At 67.4% G+C, this 23150-nt stretch carries 33 protein-coding genes; 30 read left to right on the plus strand and 3 right to left on the minus strand.

Going from position 1 to position 23150, the window contains the following annotated elements; genetic code table 11:
* Positions 1-6: 6 nt before the first annotated feature.
* Both fusA and tuf read left to right on the plus strand, forming a co-directional pair.
* Positions 7-2136 carry an elongation factor G gene (gene fusA, locus OG379_RS23280; RefSeq protein ID WP_104788291.1) on the plus strand — a complete coding sequence of 710 codons (2130 nt, stop codon included), beginning with the start codon at positions 7-9 and terminating at the stop codon, positions 2134-2136.
* A 158-nt stretch (positions 2137-2294) separates the two neighbouring features.
* The gene (gene tuf / locus OG379_RS23285) at positions 2295-3488 is read left to right on the plus strand and encodes an elongation factor Tu (protein ID WP_329231830.1); all 1194 of its coding nucleotides are present in this window, start codon (positions 2295-2297) and stop codon (positions 3486-3488) included.
* A gap of 113 nt (positions 3489-3601) precedes the next feature.
* Here the strand turns inward: tuf and OG379_RS23290 are convergent, their stop codons facing one another.
* Positions 3602-5590: a PIG-L family deacetylase gene (locus tag OG379_RS23290; protein WP_405668616.1), complete on the minus strand. Its 1989-nt coding sequence runs from the start codon at positions 5588-5590 to the stop codon at positions 3602-3604.
* A 313-nt stretch (positions 5591-5903) separates the two neighbouring features.
* On the opposite strand from OG379_RS23290, the gene OG379_RS23295 reads away from it, so the two are divergent.
* Entirely contained in the window at positions 5904-7076 is a 1173-nt protein-coding gene (locus OG379_RS23295; RefSeq protein WP_405664998.1) for a hypothetical protein, read from the plus strand.
* A gap of 12 nt (positions 7077-7088) precedes the next feature.
* Here OG379_RS23295 and OG379_RS23300 read toward each other — a convergent pair whose 3' ends face one another.
* Together OG379_RS23300 and OG379_RS23305 are read right to left on the minus strand one after the other, a co-directional pair.
* Positions 7089-7541 (minus strand): GNAT family N-acetyltransferase, encoded by a 453-nt coding sequence (locus OG379_RS23300; RefSeq protein ID WP_405664999.1) that lies wholly within the window; start codon positions 7539-7541, stop codon positions 7089-7091.
* Between the two features lie 55 nt (positions 7542-7596).
* Positions 7597-8568 (minus strand): alpha/beta hydrolase fold domain-containing protein, encoded by a 972-nt coding sequence (locus OG379_RS23305; protein WP_405665000.1) that lies wholly within the window; start codon positions 8566-8568, stop codon positions 7597-7599.
* Between the two features lie 186 nt (positions 8569-8754).
* Between OG379_RS23305 and OG379_RS23310 the strand changes: the two genes are divergently transcribed.
* The 27 genes from OG379_RS23310 to rpmJ all read left to right on the plus strand — a co-directional run bounded on the left by OG379_RS23310 (position 8755) and on the right by rpmJ (position 23091).
* Positions 8755-9213, plus strand: a complete 459-nt coding sequence (locus OG379_RS23310) for a MarR family winged helix-turn-helix transcriptional regulator (protein WP_405665001.1) — start codon at positions 8755-8757, stop codon at positions 9211-9213.
* Positions 9214-9654: 441 nt separating this feature from the next.
* Positions 9655-9963: a 30S ribosomal protein S10 gene (gene rpsJ / locus OG379_RS23315; RefSeq protein WP_003948644.1), complete on the plus strand. Its 309-nt coding sequence runs from the start codon at positions 9655-9657 to the stop codon at positions 9961-9963.
* Between the two features lie 14 nt (positions 9964-9977).
* Positions 9978-10622, plus strand: a complete 645-nt coding sequence (rplC, locus tag OG379_RS23320) for a 50S ribosomal protein L3 (RefSeq protein ID WP_014154591.1) — start codon at positions 9978-9980, stop codon at positions 10620-10622.
* A gap of 4 nt (positions 10623-10626) precedes the next feature.
* A complete protein-coding gene (rplD, locus tag OG379_RS23325) occupies positions 10627-11277 on the plus strand; it encodes a 50S ribosomal protein L4 (protein ID WP_103514097.1) in 651 nt (216 codons plus the stop codon).
* Complete coding sequence (rplW, locus tag OG379_RS23330; protein WP_014154589.1) at positions 11277-11600, plus strand: 50S ribosomal protein L23; 324 nt, start codon at positions 11277-11279, stop codon at positions 11598-11600. Before rplD ends, rplW begins: the two co-directional genes overlap by 1 nt.
* 39 nt (positions 11601-11639) lie before the next feature.
* Positions 11640-12476, plus strand: coding sequence for a 50S ribosomal protein L2 (gene rplB / locus OG379_RS23335; RefSeq protein WP_099173848.1), 837 nt, complete (start codon positions 11640-11642; stop codon positions 12474-12476).
* A 12-nt stretch (positions 12477-12488) separates the two neighbouring features.
* Positions 12489-12770: a 30S ribosomal protein S19 gene (gene rpsS / locus OG379_RS23340; RefSeq protein WP_003966956.1), complete on the plus strand. Its 282-nt coding sequence runs from the start codon at positions 12489-12491 to the stop codon at positions 12768-12770.
* A 43-nt stretch (positions 12771-12813) separates the two neighbouring features.
* Positions 12814-13161: a 50S ribosomal protein L22 gene (gene rplV, locus OG379_RS23345; RefSeq protein WP_073733141.1), complete on the plus strand. Its 348-nt coding sequence runs from the start codon at positions 12814-12816 to the stop codon at positions 13159-13161.
* Positions 13161-13997 (plus strand): 30S ribosomal protein S3, encoded by an 837-nt coding sequence (gene rpsC / locus OG379_RS23350; protein ID WP_014047784.1) that lies wholly within the window; start codon positions 13161-13163, stop codon positions 13995-13997. The genes rplV and rpsC overlap by 1 nt, the downstream gene beginning before the upstream one ends.
* 5 nt (positions 13998-14002) lie before the next feature.
* Positions 14003-14422, plus strand: a complete 420-nt coding sequence (gene rplP, locus OG379_RS23355) for a 50S ribosomal protein L16 (RefSeq protein WP_014154587.1) — start codon at positions 14003-14005, stop codon at positions 14420-14422.
* Positions 14422-14646, plus strand: coding sequence for a 50S ribosomal protein L29 (gene rpmC / locus OG379_RS23360; protein ID WP_014047786.1), 225 nt, complete (start codon positions 14422-14424; stop codon positions 14644-14646). Before rplP ends, rpmC begins: the two co-directional genes overlap by 1 nt.
* The gene (rpsQ, locus tag OG379_RS23365) at positions 14646-14930 is read left to right on the plus strand and encodes a 30S ribosomal protein S17 (RefSeq protein WP_069171155.1); all 285 of its coding nucleotides are present in this window, start codon (positions 14646-14648) and stop codon (positions 14928-14930) included. The genes rpmC and rpsQ overlap by 1 nt, the downstream gene beginning before the upstream one ends.
* 100 nt (positions 14931-15030) lie before the next feature.
* Positions 15031-15399: a 50S ribosomal protein L14 gene (gene rplN / locus OG379_RS23370; RefSeq protein WP_003974257.1), complete on the plus strand. Its 369-nt coding sequence runs from the start codon at positions 15031-15033 to the stop codon at positions 15397-15399.
* 2 nt (positions 15400-15401) lie between these two features.
* Positions 15402-15725, plus strand: a complete 324-nt coding sequence (rplX, locus tag OG379_RS23375) for a 50S ribosomal protein L24 (protein ID WP_014047788.1) — start codon at positions 15402-15404, stop codon at positions 15723-15725.
* On the plus strand, positions 15725-16282 hold the full coding sequence (gene rplE, locus OG379_RS23380; protein ID WP_073718383.1) for a 50S ribosomal protein L5: 558 nt from the start codon (positions 15725-15727) through the stop codon (positions 16280-16282). Before rplX ends, rplE begins: the two co-directional genes overlap by 1 nt.
* A 2-nt stretch (positions 16283-16284) precedes the next feature.
* The gene (locus OG379_RS23385) at positions 16285-16470 is read left to right on the plus strand and encodes a type Z 30S ribosomal protein S14 (RefSeq protein ID WP_003948630.1); all 186 of its coding nucleotides are present in this window, start codon (positions 16285-16287) and stop codon (positions 16468-16470) included.
* A 221-nt stretch (positions 16471-16691) separates the two neighbouring features.
* Positions 16692-17090 carry a 30S ribosomal protein S8 gene (gene rpsH, locus OG379_RS23390; RefSeq protein WP_104788302.1) on the plus strand — a complete coding sequence of 133 codons (399 nt, stop codon included), beginning with the start codon at positions 16692-16694 and terminating at the stop codon, positions 17088-17090.
* Positions 17091-17111: 21 nt separating this feature from the next.
* The gene (gene rplF / locus OG379_RS23395; RefSeq protein WP_275493830.1) at positions 17112-17651 is read left to right on the plus strand and encodes a 50S ribosomal protein L6; all 540 of its coding nucleotides are present in this window, start codon (positions 17112-17114) and stop codon (positions 17649-17651) included.
* 2 nt (positions 17652-17653) lie between these two features.
* Positions 17654-18037, plus strand: a complete 384-nt coding sequence (gene rplR, locus OG379_RS23400) for a 50S ribosomal protein L18 (protein WP_033297607.1) — start codon at positions 17654-17656, stop codon at positions 18035-18037.
* 47 nt (positions 18038-18084) lie between these two features.
* The gene (gene rpsE, locus OG379_RS23405) at positions 18085-18687 is read left to right on the plus strand and encodes a 30S ribosomal protein S5 (RefSeq protein ID WP_014047793.1); all 603 of its coding nucleotides are present in this window, start codon (positions 18085-18087) and stop codon (positions 18685-18687) included.
* Entirely contained in the window at positions 18687-18869 is a 183-nt protein-coding gene (rpmD, locus tag OG379_RS23410) for a 50S ribosomal protein L30 (RefSeq protein WP_214920405.1), read from the plus strand. Before rpsE ends, rpmD begins: the two co-directional genes overlap by 1 nt.
* A 1-nt stretch (position 18870) precedes the next feature.
* Complete coding sequence (gene rplO / locus OG379_RS23415; protein WP_014047794.1) at positions 18871-19326, plus strand: 50S ribosomal protein L15; 456 nt, start codon at positions 18871-18873, stop codon at positions 19324-19326.
* 224 nt (positions 19327-19550) lie between these two features.
* Positions 19551-20870: a preprotein translocase subunit SecY gene (gene secY, locus OG379_RS23420; protein ID WP_104788304.1), complete on the plus strand. Its 1320-nt coding sequence runs from the start codon at positions 19551-19553 to the stop codon at positions 20868-20870.
* Positions 20870-21529, plus strand: a complete 660-nt coding sequence (locus OG379_RS23425) for an adenylate kinase (protein ID WP_356714192.1) — start codon at positions 20870-20872, stop codon at positions 21527-21529. Before secY ends, OG379_RS23425 begins: the two co-directional genes overlap by 1 nt.
* Positions 21530-21656: 127 nt before the next feature.
* Positions 21657-22493, plus strand: a complete 837-nt coding sequence (gene map / locus OG379_RS23430) for a type I methionyl aminopeptidase (protein ID WP_405665002.1) — start codon at positions 21657-21659, stop codon at positions 22491-22493.
* 202 nt (positions 22494-22695) lie between these two features.
* Entirely contained in the window at positions 22696-22917 is a 222-nt protein-coding gene (infA, locus tag OG379_RS23435; RefSeq protein ID WP_003956442.1) for a translation initiation factor IF-1, read from the plus strand.
* A 60-nt stretch (positions 22918-22977) separates the two neighbouring features.
* Positions 22978-23091 (plus strand): 50S ribosomal protein L36, encoded by a 114-nt coding sequence (gene rpmJ / locus OG379_RS23440; RefSeq protein WP_003956441.1) that lies wholly within the window; start codon positions 22978-22980, stop codon positions 23089-23091.
* The last annotated feature ends 59 nt before the right edge of the window (positions 23092-23150 follow it).

A 23150-nucleotide genomic window follows, 5' to 3' on the forward strand; every position in this document is an offset into this window, starting at 1 on the left:
AGCCTTATGGCCACCACTTCGCTTGACCTGGCCAAGGTCCGCAACATCGGGATCATGGCCCACATCGACGCGGGCAAGACGACCACCACTGAGCGGATCCTCTTCTACACCGGCGTTTCGTACAAGATCGGTGAAGTCCACGACGGCGCAGCCACGATGGACTGGATGGAGCAGGAGCAGGAGCGCGGCATCACGATCACGTCGGCCGCGACGACCTGTCACTGGCCGCTCAATGATGTTGACCACACCATCAACATCATCGACACCCCCGGTCACGTCGACTTCACCGTCGAGGTGGAGCGTTCGCTCCGCGTCCTCGACGGTGCCGTCACCGTGTTCGACGGTGTGGCCGGCGTCGAGCCCCAGTCCGAGACTGTCTGGCGTCAGGCGGACCGCTACGGCGTGCCGCGTATCTGCTTCGTCAACAAGCTCGACCGTACGGGCGCCGAGTTCCACCGCTGCGTCGACATGATCGTGGACCGCCTGGGCGCGGTTCCGCTGGTCATGCAGCTCCCCATCGGTGCCGAAGCCGACTTCAAGGGCGTCGTCGACCTCGTGTCGATGAAGGCCTTCGTGTGGTCGGAAGAAGCCGCCAAGGGCGAGATGTACGACACCGTCGAGATCCCGGACACCCACAAGGAGGCCGCCGAGGAATGGCGCGGCAAGCTCCTTGAGGCCGTCTCGGAGAACGACGACCAGATGATGGAGCTGTACCTCGAGGGCGTCGAGCCCACCGAGGAGCAGCTGCACGAGGCGATCCGTCGGATCACCCTCGCGTCGAAGGGCTCGGCCGACTCCGTCACCGTGACCCCCGTCTTCTGTGGCACGGCGTTCAAGAACAAGGGCGTCCAGCCCCTGCTCGACGCGGTCGTCCGCTACCTGCCTTCCCCCCTGGACGTCGAGGCCATCGAGGGCCACGACGTCAAGGACCCGGAGCTGGTCGTCAAGCGCAAGCCTTCGGACGACGAGCCGTTCTCCGGCCTTGCGTTCAAGATCGCGAGCGACCCGCACCTCGGTAAGCTCACCTTCGTCCGGATCTACTCCGGTCGCCTCGAGGCCGGCACCGCGGTGCTGAACTCGGTCAAGGGCAAGAAGGAGCGCATCGGCAAGATCTACCGTATGCACGCGAACAAGCGTGAGGAGATCGCGTCGGTGGGCGCCGGTGACATCGTCGCCGTCATGGGCCTGAAGCAGACCACCACGGGTGAGACGCTGTCCGACGACAAGCACCCGGTGATCCTGGAGTCCATGGACTTCCCGGCGCCGGTCATCCAGGTCGCCATCGAGCCCAAGTCCAAGGGTGACCAGGAGAAGCTGGGTGTCGCCATCCAGCGGCTCTCGGAGGAGGACCCCTCCTTCCAGGTGCACTCCGACGAGGAGACCGGCCAGACCATCATCGGTGGTATGGGCGAGCTTCACCTCGAGGTGCTCGTCGACCGCATGAAGCGCGAGTTCCGCGTCGAGGCGAACGTCGGCAAGCCGCAGGTCGCGTACCGCGAGACGATCCGCAAGACCGTCGAGCGCATCGACTACACGCACAAGAAGCAGACTGGTGGTACCGGCCAGTTCGCGAAGGTGCAGATCGCCCTCGAGCCCATCGAGGGTGGCGACGCCTCCTACGAGTTCGTCAACAAGGTCACCGGTGGCCGCATCCCCCGTGAGTACATTCCCTCGGTGGACGCGGGTGCCCAGGAAGCCATGCAGTTCGGCATCCTGGCCGGCTACGAGATGGTGGGCGTCCGCGTCACCCTTCTCGACGGTGGTTACCACGAGGTCGACTCCTCGGAGCTCGCCTTCAAGATCGCCGGTTCGCAGGCGTTCAAGGAGGGTGCCCGCAAGGCGTCCCCCGTGCTCCTCGAGCCGATGATGGCCGTCGAGGTCACCACGCCCGAGGACTACATGGGCGATGTCATCGGCGACCTCAACTCCCGCCGTGGCCAGATCCAGGCCATGGAGGAGCGCAGCGGCGCTCGCGTCGTGAAGGGCCTCGTGCCCCTCTCGGAGATGTTCGGCTACGTCGGAGACCTCCGCAGCAAGACCTCGGGTCGCGCAAGCTACTCGATGCAGTTCGACTCCTACGCCGAGGTTCCGCGGAACGTCGCCGAGGAGATCATCGCGAAGGCCAAGGGCGAGTAACTCTTCCGAGCTCACGCTTTAGGCTTGTCACCGGAGCCCGGTCGGACATTCGTCGCAGCGCGTAAGCAGCGTGGCGAATGTCCCCGGCACCGGCATTCCAGCAAAGATCACCTGGCGCCGATGAAGCAAGGCGTACAGAACCACTCAGGAGGACCCCAGTGGCGAAGGCAAAGTTCGAGCGGACTAAGCCGCACGTCAACATCGGCACCATCGGTCACATCGACCACGGTAAGACGACCCTCACGGCCGCCATTACCAAGGTGCTGCACGACGCGTACCCGGACCTGAACGAGGCCTCGGCCTTCGACCAGATCGACAAGGCTCCTGAAGAGCGCCAGCGCGGTATCACGATCTCGATCGCGCACGTCGAGTACCAGACGGAGTCGCGTCACTACGCGCACGTCGACTGCCCGGGTCACGCCGACTACATCAAGAACATGATCACGGGTGCGGCGCAGATGGACGGCGCCATCCTCGTGGTCGCGGCCACCGACGGCCCGATGCCGCAGACCAAGGAGCACGTGCTCCTGGCCCGCCAGGTAGGCGTGCCGTACATCGTCGTCGCGCTGAACAAGGCCGACATGGTGGACGACGAGGAGATCCTGGAGCTCGTCGAGCTCGAGGTTCGTGAGCTCCTCTCCGAGTACGAGTTCCCGGGCGACGACCTTCCGGTCGTCAAGGTCTCGGCGCTCAAGGCCCTCGAGGGCGACGCCGAGTGGGGCAAGACCGTTCTCGACCTGATGAAGGCCGTCGACGAGTCCATCCCGCAGCCCGAGCGTGACGTCGAGAAGCCGTTCCTCATGCCGATCGAGGACGTCTTCACGATCACCGGTCGCGGTACGGTCGTCACCGGCCGCATCGAGCGTGGTGTCCTCAAGGTCAACGAGACCGTTGACATCGTGGGCATCAAGCAGGAGAAGACCACCACCACGGTCACCGGCATCGAGATGTTCCGCAAGCTGCTCGACGAGGGCCAGGCCGGTGAGAACGTCGGTCTGCTGCTTCGTGGCATCAAGCGCGAGGACGTCGAGCGCGGCCAGGTCATCATCAAGCCGGGTTCGGTCACGCCGCACACCGAGTTCCAGGCCCAGGCCTACATCCTGTCGAAGGACGAGGGTGGCCGTCACACCCCGTTCTTCAACAACTACCGCCCGCAGTTCTACTTCCGTACCACGGACGTGACGGGCGTTGTGACCCTTCCCGAGGGCACCGAGATGGTCATGCCGGGTGACAACACCCTCATGGACGTCGCGCTGATCCAGCCGGTCGCCATGGAAGAGGGCCTGAAGTTCGCCATCCGTGAGGGTGGCCGGACCGTGGGCGCCGGCCAGGTCACCAAGATCGTCAAGTAATCACCTGACTGTCTGACCTGGTTGCTCCGCACAGAGCACCGAGAGGGGCCCCGGCCCGCCGCGCGAGCGGTGGGACGGGGCCCCTCTTCTGTGTGCGTACGAGGGCGCACGGGTTACGGGCGCCACGTCCAGGGAAGCGCGTCCGTCCCCAGCCCCACCACCACCGGACGGCCGTCGTCGCCGGCCCGGAGCGCGGCTCCGTCCAGTGCGACGGGCCCGTGCGACCGCACCGAGAGCCGCGTGCCCGTACGGAGCTGGAGCAGGCCGCCGACCGTGCGGCCGAGCAGCGCGGGACCCGCGGCGGTCAGCTCTCCGTACCCGTCGAAGCCGGTGAGGTCCGTGGCCGCCCCGCCCCGTACGACCGTCGTCACGGCCCCCGCCTGACCCCGGTAGAACAGGTCGACGGACCCGTCCGCCGCCGGCAGCGCCGTGGGCGCGTCGCCCGGTACGGGGCCGGCGTCGATCTGCGTACGAGCGGTGAGCCCGCGGCCCGGGGTGTCCTGGGTCCAGTGGTGGACCGCGTGATGGCCCGCGGCGTACACATGGACCCGGCCGCCGCCGTCCACCACGGCGCTCAGACCGTCCTGGACCTCTCCGCCGCCCAGGTCCAGCCACTCGCCCCAGCTCCGGTCCGCCTCCCGTACCCGGGTGCTGAGCCCCTTCTCCGCGTTGCGTACGAAGAGGTGGACCCGGCCGTCCGGCGCCGCTACGGCGACGGGGACGCCGATGCGCCGCCCCTCGTCCCGGCCGGGGGAGGGGGTGCCGAGACCGCGCCAGGCGAGGAATCCGCCGCCCGGGGTGCTCCGCTCCAGCAGGACGATCTCGCGCTCGTTGTCGGCCCCGTGTCCGCCGAGCGCCGCGAACCGCAGCCCGAACAGGAGGAGACCGCCGTCGCCCGTGGCGGCCGATCCCAGCGCCGGGGCGAGCGGGCCGCCGCCGAGGTCGCGGGGCGGGCCCCACGCCCCGCCGGCGGCGTCGGCCTCGCGCCACACGACCAGGCGGAGCCCCACCACCGCGTACGCCGCGAGCCGCCCGCCGGGGTCGGCCGCGACGACGGTACGGGGGCCCGGATAGCGGTGGCGGGTGGAGCGGACCCAGCCCTTCCTGTTGGTCAGCGGCCGGTCACCGCCCACGTTGTAGTCACCGCACCCGGACGGATTGCCGCAGTCCCAGTCGGGCGAGCCGCCGTAGGGGACCAGGGCGGCGGCCTTCCCGTCGAGCACACCGGGCGGCAGGTTCTTCGGCCAGTGCCGGTTGTAGTACCCGCGGAACGAGGTGACGACGAAACCCGGTATCCCCGCGCCGTCCCGCGTACTCCTGGCGACCCGGCGGATCATCGCCGCCCAGGCGAAGCAGGCCGCCGCGGTGTGGTCGGCGTGGTCGGAGTACCCGTGCTGCTCACTGTCCGCCCGCCGGACCGCCTCGGTGCTGTGCTGGATGTCCGGATCCGGGTCCAGGGTGTGCACGACGGTGGGCTCGTAGCGCTCCAGCAGCCCGGTGAGGACGTCGATCAGTCCGTCGTACGTGTAAGAGCCGGCGCGACGCAGCGGCGAGCCGTCGGCGACGACGGTGCGCAGGACCAGTCGGCGGTCCTGCCAGAGGCTGGGCAGCCCGAGCCGGTGGCGTCCGGTGTGCATGGCGGTGCCGAGGAAGATCAGCTCGACCCGGCGCACCCCGGCGGTCAGGGTGTTGACCTCGGCCCGGTGCCCGCCGTCGAGCTCGGCGACGGAGACCTCCCAGGGTGCGAACTTCTCCAGCCCGAGCAGGGTCGCGTACGCCTGTCGCAGGCCCTGGTGGCGCGCCGAGGAGTACGCGGCCTTGTCCGGTGCGGGGCGGGCCCGGCCGGGGATCTTGTTGACGCCGTCCGCCTCGCCCGCCGTGAGGTACACGCAGACCAGTGGTGTCCCGGCATCGAGGGCGCGCCGGGTGTCAGGGTTCATGAAGTACAGGTCGTCGTCCGGGTGGGCGAGTATCTGCATGAGCAGCGCACGCCGCGCGGTGCTGATGGGACGGCCGGGCGCGGGATCCGGGGCGGGATCCGCACGCCGGGGCGCGGGGACCGAGCAGGCGCTGAGTGCCGCCCCCGCGGCGGCGATCGTCATGACGGTGCGTCGTCGCACACCGTTTCCGGGCAGGGCAGGTCCATCCGTCACGCCACGCACTCCGTCCGCGTCCCCCCGCAGCGGGCGGGCGGGAGCCCAGGGCTGCGTGCTGTCGGTCAGTGCAGGTCAGGGCCGTGCCCCTGTTCCTGCGAGGGGATAGACGGGGATCCGGACGGCAGGGTTGCCCGGCGGATGCGCGAGGCCCCCACGTCACGGTCACAAGAACGTCACGGAATGCCGCGTTCCCTTGTTCGTGTTCGCACGCCCCGGATGAAGTTGCCCTGACAACTTCATGGGGGAGTGGGGCAGAACGATGAGCACGAGCACGCCAGGGGGATCTCCTGATCACGGCGACGGCACGGATCGCGTCACCGACGAGCAATGGGCGGAGCTGGTCCGGCGGGCGGGGGAGGGCGGGGCCGACGCGCCGAAGGAGCCCTCGGCCCGCGCCCGGATGGTCACCGCGCGGCTGCGCGCGCTGGACGAGGAGGCGGCGCGGGGGCGGGGCCGGGGCCGTAAGGGCGAGCCGGCCGGACAGTGGCAGCCGGAGGGCTGGCGCACGGGCCCGCCGATCGGGGGCGCCCGTCCCAGGAAGAGCCGCCGCGTCGCCGCGGTCCTGGGGTTCGCCGTGGTCGTGGGGATCCTGGTGGTCACCATGCGGCCGAGCCTGCTGACCGACCACCTGCCCGGGGGCGGCGACTCCGCCAGTGCCGACCCGCTGCCCGCCGAGACCGCGCCGCCGACCGCCGCGCCCGCCGACGGACCCGCCGGTGACCGGCCGACCCCGGCGGAGCCGTTCCGCGGATCGCCCGCCGTCCGCTGGGCGGACGGGGCGAAGGGCATCGAGATCCCGGAGGCCGAGGCGGCCGGAGGGATGAGCAAGGGGGAGGTCGAGCAGGCCCTGCGGGCGACCCGGCAGCTGCTCGTCGCCGCCAACCTCGATCCCGCCACCCTGCGGGGGGAGAAGCCCGAGGAGGCGCTGAACCTGCTCGACCCGCGGCAGAAGGGTGAGCGGGAACGCCTGGAGCGGTCACTGGCGGAGCCCGGCGAGGACCAGGACCCGCTGATGCTGTTCAGCCGGTTCGACCCGGACGAGGCACGACTGGCGGGGGGCGTCGTGAAGACCCGCGGACGGATGACCTTCGAGGCGGGCGCCGCAGGCTCCGTCGAGGTGCACGCCGACTACACGTTCGTCTACCCGCTGGTGAAGCCGGGCGGCGACGAAGTGGCGCGCACGATCGTGCGGCGGAAGCTGACGACGGCGCTGCACGACCCGGAGCGGTTCGTGGCGACGCGCGGCAAGCTCTCCGTCGTCAGTTCCGAGCAGAACGTCGGCAACACCGCCTGCGAGGTGAACGACGGCTTCCTCCACCCGTCCTTCCCGAGCGATGTGGCGGACCCGACCCCTCGCGGCGAGGACGTGGACCCGTACGACCGCAGCGAGTGGCAGCCCGACGGGGCCTGCGGGACGGTCACGCGTACGTGAGTCCGCGGAGATCTACCGTGCCCGCACCATGAATACGTCCACCGCGTCCTCCCGCTCCAGGACGAACCCGTGGCGCTCGTACAGCCTGCGGGCCACGCTCCCCTGGAGGACGTCCAGGCGGACCGGCAGGCCGTCGGCGTCGGTGCGGGCCAGGAGCCGGGTGAGGACGGCGGTGCCGATGCCTCTGCCCTGGAGCTCCGGGGTGAGGTAGAAGTGCTCCAGGCACCAGCCGTCCTCGGAGGGGCGCAGGGCGACGCACCCAGCGACGTCCCCGTCGACCTCCACCACGGAGGTGTGCTCGGGGGCGTAGGCGTCGCGCAGCCGCTGCCGGACGCGGTGTTCGTCGTACCGGCCGAGACGTTCCAGGTCGGGGCGCATCACCACGGCCCGGATCTCGGCCATGGCCTCGAGGTCGTCGGACGTGGCCGGGCGCAGGCTCCAGGCCTGGACGGTGCTCGTGGACATGGCCGGATTCTGTCAGGCCTCCGCGACCGGTCGCCGCGGAGGTCCGACAACGGCGTCAGGCGGTGGCGAGCGCCGTGCGCAGGGTGGCGACGGCCTGGGCGATGGCGGCCTCGGCGGCATGCGTCCCGCGCAGGGCGTCGAGCATCACGAAGTCATGGATGACGCCTTGGTAGCGGACGGCGGTCACCGGAACCCCCGCCTCGCGCAGCTTGGCCGCGTACGCCTCGCCCTCGTCCCGCAGAACGTCGGCCTCACCGGTGATGACCAGGGCCGGAGGCAGGCCGGTGAGCTGGTCGACGGTGGCGCGCAGCGGCGACGCGGTGATCTCGGCGCGCTGCCCCTCATCGGTCGTGTACTGGTCCCAGAACCACTGCATGGCGTCGCGGCGCAGGAAGTACCCCTCGGCGAACTCGTGGTAGGAGGGGGTGTCGAAGGCGGCGTCGGTGACCGGGTAGAACAGCACCTGGTGGGCGAAGGAGACGTCGCCGCGCTTCTTGGCGAGCAGGGTCAGGACCGTCGCCATGTTGCCGCCGACGGAATCCCCGGCCACGGCCAGCCGCGTCGGGTCGAGGCGGTGGGCGGCGCCCTCCGTGGTGATCCAGCGGGCGACCGCGTAGCTCTGCTCGACGGCCACGGGGTAGCGGGCCTCGGGTGAGAGGTCGTACTCGGGGAAGACGACGGCCGCCCGGGCCCCGACGGCCAGTTCCCGCACGAGGCGGTCATGGGTGTGGGCGTTGCCGAACACCCAGCCGGCGCCGTGGACGTACAGCACGACGGGCAGCGGTCCCTCGGCGCCGGCGGGGCGCGTGACGCGGGCCCGGACCGATCCGGTCGGTCCGCCCTCGACGGTGACCCACTCCTGGGTGACCTCGGGTGCGTCGACGGGGCCGGACTGCACCTCGTCCACGGCCTTGCGGCCCTCGGCCGGACCGAGGTCGAAGAGGTAGGGCGGGTTCGCGGTGGCCTCGGCGAACGCGGCGGCGGCGGGTTCCAGTACGACCGGACGGGGGCTGGTCTGCTCGGACAAGGCGGGCTCCTCGGGACAAGGGCGGGGCGGCCACCCGAAGCGGCGGCCACGACAGGACCATAGCGCTCGACTAAGTCGTGCACAACTTAATCGAGCGCGAAGCGATCGCGGACACCTGAAGGGCTACACTGAAAGGCCCCTGTCGCCCCACGGGCCCGCCGTCGACGGAAGCGAGGAGTCCGCCCCATGGCCACCACCGCGAACACCCCGCCCGCCGAGGGCTCGCTCCAGCTGCAGGACCAGCTCTGCTTCGCCCTGTACGCCGCCTCGCGGGCGGTGACGGCGCGCTACCGCCCCCTGCTGGACGAGCTGGGCCTGACCTACCCGCAGTACCTGGTGATGCTGGTCCTCTGGGAGCGGGACGCCGTCTCCGTGCGGGACCTGGGTGGAGCGCTGCAGCTGGAGTCGAGCACGCTCTCGCCGCTCCTCAAGCGCCTCGAGGCGAACGGCCTGGTCCGCCGCGAACGCCGGGAGGACGACGAGCGCTCGGTGGCGGTGCGTCTCACCGGGGCCGGCCTGGACCTGCGGGAGCGGGCGCGTGCGGTGCCTCTCGCCATCGGCGACGCGATGGGGCTGACACCCGAGCAGGACGCCACGGCCAAGCACCTGCTCCGGCTGCTCACCGAGAACGTCAGTCGCGGCTGACGCGTCGGACTGGCAGATGTGCGGCGGGTCGCGACGGGCCCCGAAGCGTGCCCGCGTTTGACCGGTCCCCCGCAGGGGGTAAGATCCCCGGCCCGATTGGCCAGGCCCCCGAGCCGTGTGGCACACTAGCCAGGTTGCTCGGTTGAGTGTCAATGCTGCGCGCCTCCCGCCGGGAGGACCGGAAGCGAGTCCCACAGTACTCGTCGACCCCCAGGGTCGGACGTACGGGAATCTTTCGGGAAGTTCAGCAGGGCGCTGACCAGGCACCCGGTGGGGTTTCGCCCCCGGCAGCGCGGTTTCGGCCCGCACCCCCTTGGTTGGGAAATCCTTCGGGAGATCTTCGTAGAGGGGATGCGACACGCCCGACCGCGTGGGTCGGAGGCGGAGTTAAGAGAACTCCCGGGTACCAGAGCGTTATGAGAGACAGGACTACTAGTAGCCATGGCGGGACAGAAGATCCGCATCCGGCTCAAGGCCTACGACCACGAGGTCATCGACTCCTCGGCGAAGAAGATCGTCGAGACGGTGACGCGCACTGGTGCGTCGGTCGCGGGCCCGGTGCCGCTGCCCACTGAGAAGAACGTGTACTGCGTCATCAAGTCGCCGCACAAGTACAAGGACTCTCGCGAGCACTTCGAGATGCGCACGCACAAGCGCCTCATCGACATTCTCGACCCCACGCCGAAGACGGTTGACTCGCTGATGCGCCTCGACCTGCCGGCAGGCGTCGACATCGAGATCAAGCTCTGAGGGGACGGGCCGAGATGAGCAAGAACATCAAGGGCGTCCTGGGCGAGAAGCTCGGCATGACCCAGGTCTGGGACGAGAACAACCGGGTTGTCCCGGTGACCGTCGTCAAGGCCGGTCCGTGCGTCGTGACGCAGGTTCGCACGAATGACAGCGACGGCTACGAGTCGGTCCAGATCGCCTTCGGCGAGATCGACCCGCGCAAGGTGAACAAGCCCCTCAAGGGCCACTTCGCCAAGGCCGACGTGACCCCGCGCCGCCACCTGGTGGAGCTCCGCACCCCTGACGCCAGCGAGTACACGCTGGGCCAGGAGGTCACTGCCGAGGTGTTCGAGTCCGGCGTCAAGGTCGACGTCACGGGCAAGAGCAAGGGCAAGGGCTTCGCCGGTGTCATGAAGCGTCACAACTTCAAGGGCCTCGGCGCCGGCCACGGCGTCCAGCGCAAGCACCGTTCCCCCGGTTCGATCGGTGGCTGTGCCACCCCTGGGCGTGTCTTCAAGGGCATGCGCATGGCCGGTCGTATGGGTAACGAGCGCGTCACCACCCAGAACCTGACCATCCACGCGGTTGACGCGGAGAAGGGTCTGCTGCTCATCAAGGGCGCGGTCCCCGGTCCGAACGGCGGCCTCGTCCTGGTCCGTACCGCGGCCAAGGGGGCTTGAGGTAATGAGCACCATTGACATCCTTTCGCCGGCAGGCGACAAGGCCGGTACCGTCGAGCTCCCCGCGGAGATCTTCGACGCGAAGACCAGCGTTCCGCTGATCCACCAGGTCGTTGTCGCACAGCTGGCAGCTGCCCGTCAGGGCACGCACAAGACCAAGCGTCGCGGCGAAGTCCGTGGTGGTGGGCGCAAGCCGTACCGCCAGAAGGGCACCGGCCGCGCGCGCCAGGGTTCGACCCGTGCGCCGCAGTTCGCCGGTGGTGGCGTCGTCCACGGCCCGCAGCCGCGTGACTACTCGCAGCGCACCCCGAAGAAGATGAAGGCCGCCGCCCTGCGCGGTGCCCTCTCGGACCGGGCGCGTCACTCCCGCATCCACGTCGTCACCGGCGTGGTCGAGGGTGGGATCTCCACCAAGGCCGCCAAGACGCTGTTCGGCAAGATCTCGGAGCGCAGCAACCTGCTCCTGGTCGTCGACCGCGCCGACGAGGCCGCGTGGCTGTCCGCGCGCAACCTGCCCCAGGTGCACATCCTGGAGCCGGGCCAGCTGAACACGTACGACGTGATCGTCTCTGACGACGTGGTCTTCACCCAGGCCGCTTTCGAGTCCTTCGTGTCTGGCCCCCAGACCGCTGAGACCGAAGGGAGCGCCGCCTGATGAGTGAGGCGACCGTTACCAGCAAGACCTACTCGGACCCGCGTGACGTTCTCGTCAAGCCGGTTGTTTCCGAGAAGAGCTACGCGCTGCTCGACGAGAACAAGTACACGTTCATCGTCGCGCCCGGCTCCAACAAGACCCAGATCAAGCAGGCCGTGGAAGCGGTCTTCTCGGTCAAGGTCACCGGGGTCAACACGATCAACCGGCAGGGTAAGCGCAAGCGCACCAAGACCGGTTTCGGCAAGCGCGCCGACACGAAGCGCGCCATCGTGACCCTCGCCGAGGGCGACCGTATCGACATCTTCGGCGGCCCGACCTCCTGACGGAGGTCGAGTCGTCCGGAATCGGACGAGGACTGAGAAATGGGTATCCGCAAGTACAAGCCGACGACCCCGGGCCGTCGTGGCTCCAGCGTCGCCGACTTTGTCGAGATCACGCGGTCCACGCCGGAGAAGTCGCTGGTCCGCCCCCTGCACAGCAAGGGCGGCCGTAACAACGCCGGTCGTGTGACCGTTCGCCACCAGGGTGGTGGCCACAAGCGCGCCTACCGCGTGATCGACTTCCGTCGTCACGACAAGGACGGCGTGCCGGCCAAGGTCGCGCACATCGAGTACGACCCCAACCGCACCGCGCGCATCGCGCTGCTGCACTACGCGGACGGCGAGAAGCGTTACATCGTCGCCCCCCGTGGTCTGTCGCAGGGTGACCGCGTCGAGAACGGTCCGGGCGCCGACATCAAGCCGGGCAACAACCTGGCGCTGCGCAACATCCCGGTCGGTACGACCATCCACGCCATCGAGCTGCGGCCCGGCGGCGGCGCGAAGTTCGCCCGTTCCGCGGGTGCATCCGTGCAGCTGCTGGCGAAGGAGGGCACGATGGCCCACCTTCGTATGCCTTCCGGTGAGATCCGGCTGGTCGACGCCCGCTGCCGCGCCACCATCGGCGAGGTCGGCAACGCCGAGCAGTCGAACATCAACTGGGGCAAGGCCGGCCGCATGCGCTGGAAGGGCGTTCGCCCGACCGTCCGCGGTGTCGCGATGAACCCGGTTGACCACCCGCACGGTGGTGGTGAAGGCAAGACCTCCGGTGGACGTCACCCGGTCTCGCCGTGGGGTCAGAAGGAGGGTCGTACTCGCTCGCCGAAGAAGGCATCGAGCAAGTACATCGTCCGCCGCCGCAAGACGAACAAGAAGCGCTAGGAGCGGGTTTAGATGCCGCGCAGTCTCAAGAAGGGGCCCTTCGTCGACGGCCACCTCATCAAGAAGGTGGACGTACAGAACGAGGCAGGCACCAAGAACGTCATCAAGACCTGGTCCCGTCGCTCGATGATCGTCCCGGCAATGCTGGGCCACACCATCGCGGTGCACAACGGCAAGATCCATGTCCCGGTGTTCGTCACCGAGTCGATGGTCGGCCACAAGCTCGGCGAGTTCTCGCCGACTCGCACCTTCCGCGGCCACGTCAAGGACGACCGGAAGTCGAAGCGCCGCTAACCGCGGGGTGGAAACGACTATGACTTACACCGAAGGGACAACCATGGAAGCCAGGGCCCAGGCGCGGTACATCCGCGTCACGCCCATGAAGGCCCGCCGAGTGGTGGACCTCATCCGTGGCATGGATGCCACGGAGGCTCAGGCGGTCCTGCGTTTCGCCCCGCAGGCCGCGAGCGTGCCGGTTGGCAAGGTGCTTGACAGCGCCATCGCCAACGCTGCACACAACTACGACCACCCTGACGCCTCTTCGCTGGTCATCAGCGAGGCGTTCGTGGACGAGGGTCCGACCCTGAAGCGGTTCCGTCCGCGTGCTCAGGGCCGTGCCTACCGGATCCGTAAGCGGACCAGCCACATCACCGTGGTCGTCAGCAGCAAGGAAGGAACCCGGTAATGGGCCAGAAGGTAAACCCGCACGGGTTCCGGCTCGGCATTACCACGGACTTCAAGTCCCGTTGGTACGCCGACAAGCTGTACAAGGACTACGTCAAGGAAGACGTCGCCATTCGTCGCATGATGACGAAGGGCATGGAGCGGGCCGGCATCTCGAAGGTCGAGATCGAGCGCACCCGCGACCGCGTCCGCGTTGACATCCACACCGCCCGCCCGGGCATCGTCATCGGTCGCCGTGGCGCCGAGGCCGACCGCATCCGTGGCGAGCTGGAGAAGCTGACCGGCAAGCAGGTCCAGCTGAACATCCTCGAGGTCAAGAACCCCGAGGTGGACGCTCAGCTGGTGGCCCAGGCCGTCGCCGAGCAGCTCTCCTCCCGTGTCTCCTTCCGTCGTGCCATGCGTAAGAGCATGCAGAGCACGATGAAGGCGGGCGCAAAGGGCATCAAGATCCAGTGCGGTGGCCGCCTCGGCGGCGCCGAGATGTCCCGCTCGGAGTTCTACCGCGAGGGCCGCGTGCCCCTGCACACGCTCCGTGCGAACGTCGACTACGGCTTCTTCGAGGCCAAGACGACCTTCGGCCGCATCGGTGTGAAGGTCTGGATCTACAAGGGCGACGTCAAGAACATCGCCGAGGTCCGCGCCGAGAACGCAGCGGCTCGCGCCGGCAACCGTCCGGCCCGTGGCGGCGCTGACCGCCCGGCCGGCCGTGGTGGCCGTGGTGGCGAGCGTGGCGGTCGCGGCCGCAAGCCGCAGCAGTCCGCGCCGGCAGCGGAGGCCCCCAAGGCCGACGCTCCCGCCGCCGCTGCTCCGGCTGAGAGCACCGGAACGGAGGCCTGACCGAAATGCTGATCCCCCGTAGGGTCAAGCACCGCAAGCAGCACCACCCGAAGCGCAGCGGTATGTCCAAGGGTGGCACGCAGGTTGCGTTCGGCGAGTACGGCATCCAGGCGCTGTCCCCGGCGTACGTGACGAACCGCCAGATCGAGGCAGCTCGTATCGCGATGACCCGCCACATCAAGCGTGGCGGCAAGGTCTGGATCAACATCTACCCGGACCGCCCCCTGACGAAGAAGCCTGCCGAGACCCGCATGGGTTCCGGTAAGGGTTCTCCCGAGTGGTGGATCGCGAACGTCAAGCCCGGTCGGGTGATGTTCGAGCTGTCCTACCCGAACGAGAAGATTGCTCGTGAGGCGCTCACCCGCGCTGCTCACAAGCTTCCGATGAAGTGCCGGATCGTTCGGCGCGAGGCAGGTGAGTCGTGATGTCGGCCGGTACCAAGGCGTCCGAGCTGCGCGAGCTGGGCAACGAGGAGCTTCTCAACAAGCTCCGCGAGGCCAAGGAAGAGCTGTTCAATCTCCGCTTCCAGGCGGCGACGGGCCAGCTCGAGAACCACGGTCGGCTCAAGTCCGTCCGTAAGGACATCGCCCGGATCTACACCCTGATGCGCGAGCGCGAGCTGGGCATCGAGACGGTGGAGAGCGTCTGATGAGCGAGAAGACTGTGACTGAGACCAACACCGACCGCGGTTTCCGTAAGACCCGTGAGGGTCTGGTCGTCAGCGACAAGATGGACAAGACCGTCGTCGTCGCTGTCGAGGACCGCGTCAAGCACGCGCTGTACGGCAAGGTCATCCGCCGTACGAACAAGCTCAAGGCCCACGACGAGCAGAACGCTGCAGGCGTCGGCGACCGCGTTGTCATCATGGAGACGCGTCCGCTGTCGGCCACGAAGCGCTGGCGCATCGTCGAGATCCTCGAGAAGGCCAAGTAATTCCTGAGGGGCATCCCCCTCAGGCAAGTTCCGCCAGGCTCGGCGGGGGCACCTTCACCGGAGCCCCCGCCGGGAACCGGCAGACGATCAGGAGATAGACGTGATCCAGCAGGAGTCGCGACTGCGCGTCGCCGACAACACGGGTGCGAAGGAAATTCTCACCATCCGTGTTCTCGGTGGCTCGGGTCGCCGCTACGCGGGCATCGGTGACGTCATCGTCGCCACCGTCAAGGACGCGATCCCCGGTGGCAACGTGAAGAAGGGTGACGTCGTCAAGGCGGTCATCGTTCGCACCGTCAAGGAGCGTCGTCGCCCGGATGGCTCGTACATCCGCTTCGACGAGAACGCCGCTGTCATTCTCAAGAACGACGGCGACCCCCGCGGCACCCGTATCTTCGGCCCGGTGGGCCGTGAGCTGCGCGAGAAGAAGTTCATGAAGATCATCTCGCTCGCGCCGGAGGTGCTGTAAGCATGAAGATCAAGAAGGGCGACCTGGTTCAGGTCATCACCGGTAAGGACAAGGGCAAGCAGGGCAAGGTCATCGTTGCCTTCCCCGCTCAGGACCGCGTCCTCGTCGAGGGTGTCAACCGGGTCAAGAAGCACACCAAGGCCGGTCAGACGGCTCGCGGTTCGCAGACGGGTGGCATTGTCACCACCGAGGCCCCGATTCACGTCAGCAACGTTCAGCTGGTTGTGGAGAAGGACGGCAACAAGGTCGTCACCCGCGTCGGCTACCGCTTTGACGACGAGGGCAAGAAGATCCGCGTTGCCAAGCGGACCGGTGAGGACATCTGATGACGACCACCACTGCGCCGCGTCTCAAGACGCGCTACCGCGAGGAAATCGCCGGCAAGCTGCGTGAGGAGTTCTCTTACGAGAACGTCATGCAGGTCCCCGGTCTGGTCAAGATCGTGGTCAACATGGGTGTGGGCGACGCCGCCCGCGACTCCAAGCTGATCGACGGTGCCGTCAAGGACCTCACCACGATCACCGGCCAGAAGCCCGCCGTCACGAAGGCCCGCAAGTCGATCGCGCAGTTCAAGCTGCGCGAGGGGCAGCCGATCGGCTGCCACGTCACCCTCCGTGGTGACCGCATGTGGGAGTTCCTGGACCGTACGCTGTCGCTCGCGCTTCCGCGTATCCGTGACTTCCGTGGTCTGTCGCCGAAGCAGTTCGACGGCCGTGGCAACTACACCTTCGGTCTCACGGAGCAGGTCATGTTCCACGAGATCGACCAGGACAAGATCGACCGGGTCCGGGGCATGGACATCACCGTGGTCACCACGGCGACCAACGACGACGAGGGTCGTGCCCTGCTTCGTCACCTCGGCTTCCCGTTCAAGGAGAACTGACCGTGGCGAAGAAGGCTCTGATCGCTAAGGCCGCCCGTAAGCCGAAGTTCGGCGTGCGCGGTTACACCCGCTGCCAGCGCTGCGGCCGGCCCCACTCCGTCTACCGCAAGTTCGGCCTCTGCCGCGTGTGCCTTCGTGAGATGGCTCACCGTGGCGAGCTGCCGGGCGTGACCAAGAGCTCCTGGTAATCCTCCTTCGCCCTCGGGCGTCGTAGGACCAGAAAGCTCTCGGTAAGTATCCGGTCGGCAGGAGCCCCGCTCTTCATGCCGTAGGCTTGAAGGGTTGGGCGCCTGCCGCCCTGACCGACTTACTACGCCGTAGGTCCCCGCACCGCACCCGTCCCGCCACTGAGTGGGGAGAGGGATGGCGCATACAGGAAACCCCGGCGAGAGAGGCCGAAGGCCAACTCATGACCATGACTGATCCCATCGCAGACATGCTCACGCGTCTGCGTAACGCGAACTCGGCGTATCACGACGATGTTTCGATGCCGCACAGCAAGATCAAGTCGCACATCGCGGAGATCCTCCAGCAGGAGGGCTTCATCACCGGCTGGAAGGTCGAGGATGCCGAGGTCGGTAAGAGCCTCGTTCTCGAGCTGAAGTTCGGGCCGAACCGCGAGCGTTCGATCGCCGGCATCAAGCGCATCTCGAAGCCGGGTCTGCGTGTATACGCAAAGTCCACCAATCTGCCGAAGGTTCTCGGCGGCCTGGGCGTGGCGATCATCTCCACGTCCCACGGTCTCCTGACCGGCCAGCAGGCCAGCAAGAAGGGCGTAGGTGGGGAAGTCCTCGCCTACGTCTGGTAGTCGGGAACGGAGGAAAAGCTCATGTCGCGAATCGGCAAGCTCCCCATCCAGGTTCCCGCCGGTGTGGACGTCACCATCGATGGCCGCACGGTCGCGGTGAAGGGCCCGAAGGGTTCCCTCTCGCACACCGTCGCAGCGCCGATCGAGGTCACCAAGGGTGAGGACGGCGTGCTCAACGTCGTCCGCCCGAACGACGAGCGTCAGAACAAGGCCCTTCACGGCCTGTCCCGCACGCTGGTGGCGAACATGATCACCGGTGTGACCCAGGGATACAGCAAGGCGCTCGAGATCAGCGGTGTCGGTTACCGCGTCCAGGCGAAGGGCTCCAACCTGGAGTTCGCCCTGGGCTACAGCCACCCGATCCTCATCGAGGCTCCGGATGGCATCACCTTCAAGGTCGAGTCGCCCACGAAGCTCAGCGTCGAGGGCATCGACAAGCAGAAGGTCGGCGAGGTAGCCGCCAACATCCGCAAGCTGCGGAAGCCCGACCCGTACAAGGCCAAGGGCGTCAAGTACGCGGGCGAGGTCATCCGCCGCAAGGTCGGAAAGGCTGGTAAGTAGCCATGGCATACGGTGTGAAGATCGCCAAGGGCGACGCGTACAAGCGTGCCGCTCTCAAGCGGCGCCACATCCGCGTCCGCAAGCACATCTCCGGTTCGCCGGAGCGTCCCCGCTTGGTCGTGACGCGTTCCAACCGCCACATCGTGGCCCAGGTCATCGACGACATCGCGGGCCACACGCTCGCGTCGGCGTCGACCCTGGACACCTCGATCCGTGGTGCGGAGGGTGACAAGAGCGCCCAGGCCAAGCAGGTCGGCGCCCTGGTCGCCGAGCGTGCCAAGGCTGCAGGCGTCGAGGCCGTCGTGTTTGACCGCGGTGGTAACCAGTACGCCGGGCGGATTGCCGCTCTGGCTGACGCCGCCCGTGAAGCCGGGCTGAAGTTCTAAGCCCCGGTTCCAACGCACAGCGGACGTAACAGAGAGAGGTAAATCCAATGGCTGGACCCCAGCGCCGCGGAAGCGGTGCCGGTGGCGGCGAGCGGCGGGACCGGAAGGGCCGTGACGGTGGCGCTGCCGCCGAGAAGACCGCGTACGTCGAGCGTGTCGTCGCGATCAACCGCGTCGCCAAGGTAGTGAAGGGTGGTCGTCGCTTCAGCTTCACCGCGCTGGTCGTGGTGGGCGATGGTGACGGCACCGTCGGTGTCGGATACGGCAAGGCCAAGGAAGTTCCCGCGGCCATCGCCAAGGGCGTCGAAGAGGCCAAGAAGAGCTTCTTCAAGGTCCCGCGTATCCAGGGCACCATCCCTCACCCGATCCAGGGCGAGAAGGCTGCGGGCGTCGTCCTGCTGAAGCCTGCTTCCCCCGGTACCGGTGTTATCGCCGGTGGCCCGGTGCGCGCCGTTCTGGAGTGCGCCGGCGTTCACGACATCCTGTCGAAGTCGCTCGGTTCTTCGAACCCGATCAACATCGTGCACGCGACCGTGGCGGCCCTCCAGGGCCTGCAGCGTCCCGAGGAGATCGCGGCCCGCCGCGGTCTGCCCCTCGAGGACGTCGCCCCCGCGGCTCTGCTCCGTGCGCGTGCGGGAGCGGGTGCGTAATGGCTCGCCTCAAGATCACGCAGACGAAGTCGTACATCGGCAGCAAGCAGAACCACCGCGACACCCTGCGTTCGCTCGGGCTCAAGCGCCTGCACGACGTGGTTGTCAAGGAGGACCGCCCCGAGTTCCGCGGAATGGTTCAGACCGTCCGCCACCTCGTGACGGTTGAGGAGGTTGACTGACATGGCGGAGAACAGCCCGCTGAAGGCCCACAACCTCCGGCCTGCCCCGGGCGCCAAGACCGCCAAGACCCGTGTGGGTCGTGGTGAGGCGTCCAAGGGTAAGACCGCAGGCCGTGGTACCAAGGGTACGAAGGCTCGTTACCAGGTTCCGGAGCGCTTCGAGGGTGGCCAGATGCCCCTCCACATGCGTCTCCCGAAGCTCAAGGGCTTCAAGAACCCGTTCCGCACGGAGTACCAGGTCGTGAACCTGGACAAGCTCGCGACGCTCTACCCCGAGGGTGGAGAGGTCACGGTGGCCGACCTGGTCGCCAAGGGCGCTGTGCGCAACAACCACCTCGTCAAGGTCCTCGGACAGGGCGAGATCTCCGTGGCGCTGCAGGTTTCGGTTGACGCCGTCTCCGGCTCCGCCAAGGAGAAGATCGCCGCCGCCGGCGGCACCGTCACCGAACTCGTCTGAGACAACTCGGACAGGGCTGTGGCCTGAACACCCGACCGGGGATGCCTCTCATTTGGGGCATCCCCGGTTGGTCGTTCCTAGGGGGGCATGTACGCCGGTAAGGTGGCGTGCACTGTTGCTGTGGTAAGTCCTGGGCAAGAGCCCGGGGTCCTTTGGCTGTTACGTAATCGTCGATCCTCAAGACCGTCACCTCACGCTTTTGCGCGGGGGTCGCAGGAGGCACCGTGCTCACCGCGTTCGCCCGGGCGTTCAAGACGCCCGACCTGCGCAAGAAGCTGCTCTTCACGCTCGGCATCATCGTGCTCTACCGTCTCGGGGCGCACATTCCCGTACCGGGGGTGAGCTACGAGAACGTCCAGACCTGTGTTGACCAGGCGAGTCAGGGCAACAACAGCCTGTTCGGTCTGGTGAACATGTTCAGCGGTGGTGCACTGCTGCAGATCACGATCTTCGCGCTCGGCATCATGCCGTACATCACGGCCAGCATCATTCTCCAACTGCTGACCGTCGTCATCCCCAGGCTCGAAGCCCTCAAGAAGGAGGGGCAGTCGGGCACGGCCAAGATCACGCAGTACACGCGTTATCTGACCGTCGCGCTGGCCATCCTCCAGGGCACCGGCCTCGTGGCGACCGCCCGCAGCGGCGCCCTCTTCAGCGGCTGCTCCGTCGCCGACCAGGTCGTCCCGAACCAGTCGATCTTCACGACCATCGTCATGGTGATCACCATGACCGCCGGCACCGCCGCCGTCATGTGGCTCGGTGAGCTCATCACCGACCGCGGCATCGGCAACGGCATGTCGATCCTGATGTTCATCTCGATCGCCGCCAGCTTCCCCGGCGCTCTCTGGGCCATCAAGCAGAGCGGCAAGCTGGCCGACGGCTGGATCGAGTTCATCACCGTCATCCTCATCGGCTTCGTGATGGTCGGCCTCGTCGTCTTCGTCGAACAGGCCCAGCGCCGGGTTCCGGTGCAGTACGCGAAGCGGATGATCGGGCGCCGGTCCTACGGTGGTACGTCCACTTACATCCCGCTGAAGGTGAACCAGGCGGGTGTGATTCCCGTCATCTTCGCTTCTTCGCTGCTCTATATCCCTGCTCTAATCGTTCAGTTCTCCAACTCCACCGCGGGCTGGGCGACCTGGATTCAGGACCACTTCGTCAAGGGCGACCACCCGTACTACATCGCGACGTACTTCCTGTTGATCGTGTTCTTCGCATTCTTCTATGTGGCGATCTCGTTCAACCCCGAGGAAGTCGCGGACAACATGAAGAAGTATGGTGGCTTCATCCCGGGTATCCGGGCAGGTCGACCTACTGCCGAGTATCTGAGCTACGTGCTCAACCGGATCACTTGGCCGGGCTCGCTGTACCTGGGTCTGATCGCTCTGGTGCCGACGATGGCGTTGGCAGGCTTCGGTGGCGCTAACCAGAACTTCCCGTTCGGCGGGACGAGCATCCTGATCATCGTGGGTGTGGGTCTGGAGACCGTGAAGCAGATCGAGAGTCAGCTCCAGCAGCGCAATTACGAAGGGTTCCTCCGCTGATGCGAATCGTCCTCGTCGGGCCGCCCGGTGCCGGCAAGGGAACGCAGGCTGCGTTCCTTGCCAAGAATCTGTCGATTCCGCACATCTCCACGGGCGACCTCTTCCGCGCCAACATCAGCCAGGGCACCGACCTTGGCAAGCAGGCCCGCGCCTTCATGGACGCGGGACAGCTGGTGCCGGACGAAGTCACCATCGCGATGGCCAAGGACCGCATGTCCCAGTCGGACGCCGAGAACGGCTTCCTCCTGGACGGCTTTCCCCGCAATGTGGGGCAGGCCGCGGCACTCGACGAGATGCTGCACAGTGAGGGCGTCAAGCTCGACGCGGTTCTTGACCTCGAGGTCCCCGAGGACGAGGTGGTCAAGCGCATCGCCGGCCGCCGTATCTGCCGTAACGACAGCGCGCACGTCTTCCACGTGACGTACAACCCGCCGAAGACCGAGGGCGTCTGCGACGCCTGCGGTGGCGAGCTGTACCAGCGGGACGACGACACCGAGGAGACGGTCCGTACCCGTCTCGAGGTCTACCACACGCAGACCGAGCCGATCATCGACTACTACCGGTCCCAGGGGCTGGTCGTGACGATCTCCGCGCTCGGCAAGGTCACCGAGGTGACCGAGCGGGCCATGGAGGCCCTCAAGAAGTCCGACGAGGGCTGACCACCCGCCTCCGTAGAACCACACAGCCGGCCGCGGCGCCCTCGGGCGTCGCGGCCGACTGTTTTGGCGCCGTATCGTGGAGTACGGCTTCAACCGTTTCCCTTCGTACGCAGAGAGGCGCCGCGCAATGGTGCAGATCAAGACCCCCGAGCAGATCGCGAAGATGCGCGAGGCGGGCCTCGTGGTCGCTGCCATTCACGCCGCCACCCGCGAGGCGGCCGTCCCCGGCGCCACGACGAAGGACCTGGACGAGGTCGCCCGCAAGGTGATCGCCGACCACGGCGCGAAGTCGAACTTCCTGGGTTACGGCGGGTTCCCCGCGACGATCTGCACCTCGGTCAACGAGGTCGTCGTCCACGGCATCCCGGACGAGAAGACCGTCCTGAAGGACGGCGACATCATCTCGATCGACGCCGGTGCGATCGTCGACGGCTGGCACGGCGACGCGGCGTACACGGCCTTCGTGGGCACCGGTCACGCTCCGGAGCTCGTCGAGCTCTCCCGGGTGACCGAGGAGTCGATGTGGGCCGGGATCGCCGCGATGAAGGTGAACAACCGGCTCGTCGACATCTCGAAGGCCATCGAGTCCTACATCCGCCGCCAGCCCCGCCCGGCGACCGGCAAGTACGGGATCATCGAGGACTACGGCGGCCACGGCATCGGCACCGAGATGCACATGGACCCGCACCTCCTGAACTACGTCTCCCGCAAGCGCGGCAAGGGCATCAAGCTGGTTCCGGGCGTCTGCCTGGCGATCGAGCCGATGGTCTCGCTGGGCACGGCGCAGACGAAGGTCCTCGACGACGAGTGGACCGTCCTCACGACGGACGGCACCTGGTCCTCGCACTGGGAGCACTCGATCGCTCTCACGGAGCAGGGGCCGCTGGTCCTGACCTCCCCGGACTGCGGCCGTGCGAAGCTCGCCCAGTACGGCGTGGAGGCCGCGCCGGACCCGCTGGCCTGACACTCCGGCCTGATGCTCGTGCCTGACGCTCACCAGGACTGTCCGGCTGATCCGTGTCTAAGGATCAGAGGAAGTGGGCAAACTTGACGGATTCGTCTTTTGGAGTCCGCTGACGTAGACTGACTCGTCGGCTCTCGTGCATCCGTGTGTCTTCATGCGGCGGGCGTGAGTCGATCAAGGTAGCCGATTCGAAAGGCGAAGCGTGGCCAAGAAGCAAGGTGCCATCGAAATTGAGGGCACCGTGATCGAGTCCCTCCCGAACGCCATGTTCAAGGTGGAACTCCAGAACGGTCACAAAGTCCTCGCGCACATCAGCGGCAAGATGCGGATGCACTACATCCGCATCCTCCCGGATGACCGGGTCGTCGTGGAGCTGTCTCCGTACGACCTGACGCGTGGCCGGATCGTCTACCGGTACAAGTAGATCTTGCCGCCACCCCGCTTCGGCGTGGTGAGGGCACTGACCCGGAGAACCTGACATCCCATGAAGGTCAAGCCGAGCGTCAAGAAGATCTGCGACAAGTGCAAGGTGATCCGCCGTCACGGCCGGGTCATGGTCATCTGCGACAACCTGCGCCACAAGCAGCGCCAGGGCTGACGCACGACCACCTGCATCTCGCAGCTCTTCGCGCGACGCACGTAAACGTACATACGCAG

The sequence above is a fragment of the Streptomyces sp. NBC_01166 genome (assembly GCF_045039765.1).
GTDB lineage: Bacteria > Actinomycetota > Actinomycetes > Streptomycetales > Streptomycetaceae > Streptomyces.